The organism is uncultured Sphingomonas sp. (assembly GCF_913778135.1).
GTDB lineage: Bacteria > Pseudomonadota > Alphaproteobacteria > Sphingomonadales > Sphingomonadaceae > Sphingomonas.
On sequence record NZ_CAJYVU010000069.1, the window covers coordinates 1 to 4,313 of the forward strand.

Consider the following 4,313-nt stretch of genomic DNA (forward strand, 5'->3'; position numbering starts at 1 on the left):
GTGCTGCGCCGCTATGTCGCGCAATGCGCGGTGTCGCTCGACTGCACTGACCTAGCGCGCGCCGGACTGTTCCTGACACGGACGCGACTGGGTGAGGATCAGGAGCGCGCGACGCGGATGCGCCATCTGCTCGCATTGATGATGACGTGCGGGCATTACGACGCCTCGGGCGACTTCGCGCTGCGCGTCGGTCTGCCGGCCAAGAGCGGGGTCGGCGGTGGTATCCTCGCGATCGCGCCCGAGGTCGCCTCGATCGCGGTCTGGTCGCGCAACCTCGACCAGAACGGCAATTCCATACAGGGCGTCCACGCGCTGGAGATGCTGGCGGCGCGCACCGGCTGGTCGGTGTTCGGCCCGCCCTGCGCGTGAGGCCGCGCGCCGCGCGCCGGCTCAGGCGGCGTAATGGTTGGCGATCATCAGCAATTGCCGGATTGCGCGCAGCTCGGCCGCCATGCCACGCTCGATCACGCCGGCGGTTTGCAGCATGTCGGCGCGGTAGGTCGGCCATTCGGCGACGCCGAGGTGGCGCCAGCGCGCGTGATAAGCGGTGATCGTCTCACCCAGTTCGTAGCAATCGACCTTCATCTGTCGCGCGACGATGCGGCTGGATGCGGGGCCATGACGCAGCACGGGGTCGAAGATGCATTGGTGCTTGAAGCGTTGGTAGCGCCTGAGGTGCGCGGTCAGCCGATCGCGGTGGCGCGTCATCAGCGGGATGCTGTCGACGCGGTCCGCCATCACCAGCACGTGCGCGCGCCGCAACATGGTGCGCGCGCGGGCGACATGGCCGTCCGCTTCGTGCAGCAGCGCGCCTTGCTGCGCTCCGAACAGACCTGCGCTCACGCCGCCGCCGCGATCGACGCACCCGCCGCTGCGGCGCGCATGTGGTCGGAGAGGAGCGTGTAGGCGTGGATCCACGCCGCGCGTGTGTCGGCGTCGAACCGGTCGCCGAGCGTCTCGGCGAGCGCACCGACCAAAGCCTCGCCCACGATCGCGTAGTGGCGATCGAGCGCGCCGTAGCTAACGTGACGGACCGCGAGCGCCTCCGCGACCGGCAGCACGCGGTCGAGCGCGTCGAGCGCGTCGACCACGGTCGCCAGCGTCAGAAACAGCTTGCGCCCTTGGTCAGTCATGTCGTGGCGGAACAGCGCGCGCGTCTCCGGCGCCAGCGCGAACAGGCGCGCGTAGAATCCCGCCGCCACAACGTCGGTGTGGGGCAACACCGCGGCGAAGCTGCTCTGGACAAGCGTGATCTGACGGGCATCCAACATGAATGCCGGTTTATGCGCGAGGTGGTAGGCAACGCTTAACGTGAGTGAGGCGGCAGCATTACACTTTGGTCTAATCGAGCGTTCGCCCGGCCCGCTCCACTGCGCGTTTGACTTGAGCCCATCACGCGTGTTTCGGCGGGTGACATGACCAGTCGCGCGCTCTTCCCGACCCTGTTCTACGAAGCATCGGTCGAGGATGCCGACTTGCTGGAGGAGCTTGACACCTCGTGCCGCGCGCTGGCGCAGGACGACCGCGCCGGACGCGCGTGGTCGAAGGCGCATGGTTACCGCGGCTACACCAGCTACGCTTCGCTCGCCGATTTGCCGCAGCGTGATCCGGCCTTCGCCGACCTGAAGCGCGTGCTCGACCGCCACGTCGCCGCGTTCGCGCGCGATCTGCAGCTCGGTCTCGCCGGGCGGAAGCTGAAGCTCGACAGCCTGTGGGTCAACGTGATGAAGCCCGGCGGCACGCACTCGGGACACCTCCACCCGCACAGCGTCGTGTCGGGCACCTTCTACGTCGCGGTGCCCGAAGGATCGGGCGCATTGAAGCTGGAAGATCCGCGATTGCCGATGCTGATGGCGGCGCCGACGCGCCCTGACACCTTCGTCTACGCCGAGCCGAGCGCGGGCAGCCTGTTCCTGTGGGAAAGCTGGTTGCGGCACGAGGTTATGCCGAGCCAAGCGAAGGCCGAACGGATCAGCGTCAGCTTCAACTACCGCTGGTAGCGTCAGGCAACCGTCGGAACACTGGCGGAAACGCGCCCGAGCGACTAGGTGCGCGGGCGATCTCCCCTTTTCCAATCCCACGAGGAACAACGCATGGGTTTCCGCTGCGGCATCGTGGGCCTGCCCAACGTCGGCAAGTCCACCCTCTTCAACGCGCTGACCGAGACGGCCGCCGCGCAGGCCGCCAACTATCCGTTCTGCACGATCGAGCCCAATGTCGGGAACGTCGGCGTGCCCGATCCCAGGCTCAACAAGCTGGCCGATATCGCCAAATCGGCGAAGATCATCGAAACGCAGCTGGGTTTCGTCGATATCGCAGGCCTCGTGCGCGGCGCGTCGAAGGGTGAGGGTCTGGGCAACCAGTTCCTCGGCAACATCCGCGAAGTGGACGCGATCGTCCACGTGCTGCGCTGTTTCGAGAATGACGACATCCAGCACGTCGACAACCGCGTCGATCCGATCGCCGACGCCGAGACGGTCGAGACCGAGCTGATGCTGTCCGACCTCGACAGCCTGGAAAAGCGCGTCCCCAACCTCGCCAAGAAGGGCCAGCAGGGCGACAAGGACGCGAAGCTCGCCGCGGTCGTCCTCGGCCGCGCGCTCGACCACTTACGCGACGGGCAGCCGGCGCGGTTGACGCAGGTGGCGGACGCGGAGGAAGCGCGCGTGCTCGAGCAGGCGCAGCTGCTGACCGCGAAGCCGGTGCTCTACGTCTGCAACGTGAACGAGGAAGACGCGGCGAACGGCAATGAATATTCGCAGCGCGTGTTCGACAAGGCCGCGGCCGAGGGTGCGCAGGCGGTGGTCGTCTCGGCCGCGATCGAGGCCGAGATCGCGACCATGCCGAGCGAGGACCGCGCCGAATTCCTGAGCGAACTCGGGCTGGAGGAAAGCGGCCTCGCGCGCGTGATCCGCGCCGGGTACAAGCTGCTCAACCTCCTCACCTTCTTCACGGTCGGGCCGAAGGAAGCGCGCGCCTGGACCGTCGAGGCGGGTGCCAAGGCACCGCAGGCGGCGGGCGCGATCCACTCCGACTTCGAGCGCGGCTTTATCCGCGCCGAGACGACCGCGTTCGACGATTACGTCGGCCTCGGCGGTGAGGCCGGCGCGCGCGAGGCGGGCAAGCTGCGCCAGGAGGGCAAGGAGTATGTCGTGCACGACGGCGACGTGATGCTGTTCCGCTTCAACGTGTGATGCGCAGCGCCGCCATCGCGCGCTATGTGCTGATCGCGGGGTTCGCGTGGGGGACGCTGACCCATGCGGTCGATTGGTGGCAATTCGGCTGGTGGCCGTACCGCTTCGGCCCGCCGCTGGCGAATGCGTTCTGGAATGCGCTGGTGCTGCTCGACGCGGTGACGGTCGCACTGCTGCTGCGGCGCGATCTGCGCGGCGGCGTGGTGTTGGCGGCGGCGGTGATGATCGCCGACGTGACGGCGAACGTCTATGCGTGGCAGGTGATGGGCTTCGAGCGGTTCGCCGTCGGCGTGGCGTTCCAGGCCGCGTTCCTGGGCTACGTGGCCGGTGCCGCGCCATTGTTGTGGCGTGAGCGACGAGCAGCAGAGCGCCGCAACCAAGAGCGTCGCTGACGCAGGGTCAGCGTCGCGGCGTATCGACGACGGGCTGGTTGAGCAGATTGCCGTAGGGCGCGGTTTTCGGCGCTTTGGCGTCCGAACGCGGCTCAAGCCACTGCGGCTGCTTCCCGGCTGCGGGCGTCACCTGCATTACGGGGGTCTTGGGCGGTGGGCCGGTCGGGGTCGCGAGCGGTGCCGGAGCCGACGCATTGCCCCCGGCCTTTCCGCCGGCGTCGGACGACTTGTCGTCCCCGCCCTTGCCGCAGGCAGCCAGCGGGATCAGCAGCGCGAGGAGAAGCAATCGCATGTGCGCTACAAAGCGCGAAGGTGCGGCACGTTCCCGCGAGCGGTGGGCGCGACAAGCCCCTGAGGTGAGCCTTGCGTCGGGCTGGAGGCGGCGTTCGTCCCCAGTGGTCAGCCGGTGCGTTTGGCGGTAGAGGACCGTCGTGCTCCGTCGCCTGCTGCTGCTCCTCGCGCTGTTCGTCGCGCTGCCCGCCACGGCGCGGCCGGCGTGCCATGACGCGGGAACAGCCGTCGCTCACGCAGCGATGACGGCAGCGAGCGATCATCGTGCCATGCACGGCGATCACCACCAGACGCCGGCCGCACCGCACGATTGCCTCGGCTGCATTCCGCCCGACATGCTGCTCGGCACGCCGGTTCGCGGCACGCTGCTGCCGCCGGCGCGCGCGCGGCCCGTGATCGCCACCGCGTTCGTGGCGGGCGAGGCGCTGCGCCCGAC

Annotated in this window: 8 protein-coding genes; 5 read left to right on the plus strand and 3 right to left on the minus strand. The window is 68.5% G+C overall.

Going from position 1 to position 4,313, the window contains the following annotated elements:
- Positions 1-369 (plus strand): glutaminase (locus QZ847_RS06990; protein WP_294354725.1); only part of this gene is annotated, 369 nt, incomplete at its 5' end.
- A gap of 21 nt (positions 370-390) precedes the next feature.
- Here QZ847_RS06990 and QZ847_RS06995 read toward each other — a convergent pair.
- Together QZ847_RS06995 and QZ847_RS07000 are read right to left on the minus strand one after the other, a co-directional pair.
- Positions 391-843: a hypothetical protein gene (locus QZ847_RS06995; RefSeq protein ID WP_294354729.1), complete on the minus strand. Its 453-nt coding sequence runs from the start codon at positions 841-843 to the stop codon at positions 391-393.
- Entirely contained in the window at positions 840-1,271 is a 432-nt protein-coding gene (locus QZ847_RS07000) for a globin domain-containing protein (protein ID WP_294354732.1), read from the minus strand. Before QZ847_RS07000 ends, QZ847_RS06995 begins: the two co-directional genes overlap by 4 nt.
- A gap of 144 nt (positions 1,272-1,415) precedes the next feature.
- On the opposite strand from QZ847_RS07000, the gene QZ847_RS07005 reads away from it, so the two are divergent.
- From QZ847_RS07005 to QZ847_RS07015, 3 genes are all read left to right on the plus strand, one after another.
- On the plus strand, positions 1,416-2,000 hold the full coding sequence (locus tag QZ847_RS07005) for a TIGR02466 family protein (RefSeq protein ID WP_294354735.1): 585 nt from the start codon (positions 1,416-1,418) through the stop codon (positions 1,998-2,000).
- A gap of 93 nt (positions 2,001-2,093) precedes the next feature.
- On the plus strand, positions 2,094-3,194 hold the full coding sequence (ychF, locus tag QZ847_RS07010; RefSeq protein ID WP_294192648.1) for a redox-regulated ATPase YchF: 1,101 nt from the start codon (positions 2,094-2,096) through the stop codon (positions 3,192-3,194).
- Positions 3,194-3,586: a hypothetical protein gene (locus tag QZ847_RS07015; protein ID WP_294354738.1), complete on the plus strand. Its 393-nt coding sequence runs from the start codon at positions 3,194-3,196 to the stop codon at positions 3,584-3,586. Before ychF ends, QZ847_RS07015 begins: the two co-directional genes overlap by 1 nt.
- A 7-nt stretch (positions 3,587-3,593) precedes the next feature.
- On the opposite strand, the gene QZ847_RS07020 is transcribed toward QZ847_RS07015, so the two are convergent.
- Positions 3,594-3,878, minus strand: coding sequence for a hypothetical protein (locus QZ847_RS07020; RefSeq protein ID WP_294354741.1), 285 nt, complete (start codon positions 3,876-3,878; stop codon positions 3,594-3,596).
- A 139-nt stretch (positions 3,879-4,017) separates the two neighbouring features.
- Here QZ847_RS07020 and QZ847_RS07025 point away from each other — a divergent pair.
- A partial coding sequence (locus QZ847_RS07025; RefSeq protein WP_294354744.1) for a hypothetical protein occupies positions 4,018-4,313 on the plus strand: 296 nt, incomplete at its 3' end.